Source organism: Chryseobacterium potabilaquae (assembly GCF_902728265.1).
Lineage (GTDB): Bacteria > Bacteroidota > Bacteroidia > Flavobacteriales > Weeksellaceae > Chryseobacterium > Chryseobacterium potabilaquae.
This window is the reverse complement of sequence record NZ_CACVBR010000128.1, coordinates 1-667: the sequence shown is the minus strand read 5'-3', so window position 1 is coordinate 667 and position 667 is coordinate 1. Positions and strand designations below refer to the sequence as shown.

The following is a 667-nucleotide window of genomic DNA, read 5'->3' as shown; positions in this document are numbered from 1 at the left end:
TAAGGGAAGATTTAAAGATTCTACTTCCAAAAGCTTACCTTTCCAGTATTCTAACTGGCTATCTAATACTTCCCCTTGAAGATAATCCCGTTGCCATAAGGCAAAATCCTTATATTGAATTCGTAACCAGGGTAAAGAAACAGAACTATTCGTTAGCAAATCTTCATAGATAGATCGTAACTCTTCTAAAAATATATCGATAGACCAACCATCAAAAGCTATATGGTGAATTACTATACTGATATAAGAAGTAATCTCACTATTATTTTGGTTATCCTGCTTTTTCTTTGTTTTATTATTTTTAGTTTTTTCTTTCTCATGAAATACTTGAACGGAAATAGGAAGTTCTTGGGACAAATTAAAAACCCTAGTGATTTCTTGAGATATAAGATCTTCTAATTCTCTAGAACTAAATACATCAGTCTCTTTAATACTGAGCGTATGATCACTCACATACTGATAACCTACGCCCTCTGAACTGGTTACAATTAAAGTACGTAGAATATCATGTCTTGATAGAAGAACTTTAAAAGATTCTTCTAAAATGCTAAGATCAACCCTGGAAGATAATCCAAAAATCATAGGAATATTATACGCAGAGCTTCCTCCTTCATACTGATCAATAAACCATAAACGCTCCTGTGCAAAAGATAGCAATTGATCCTCA

The 667-nt window shown here is 32.7% G+C and carries 1 protein-coding gene; it reads right to left on the bottom strand.

Going from position 1 to position 667, the window contains the following annotated elements:
* On the bottom strand, positions 1-667 hold a 667-nt coding region (locus CHRY9293_RS18475), incomplete at both ends, for a condensation domain-containing protein (protein ID WP_228455610.1).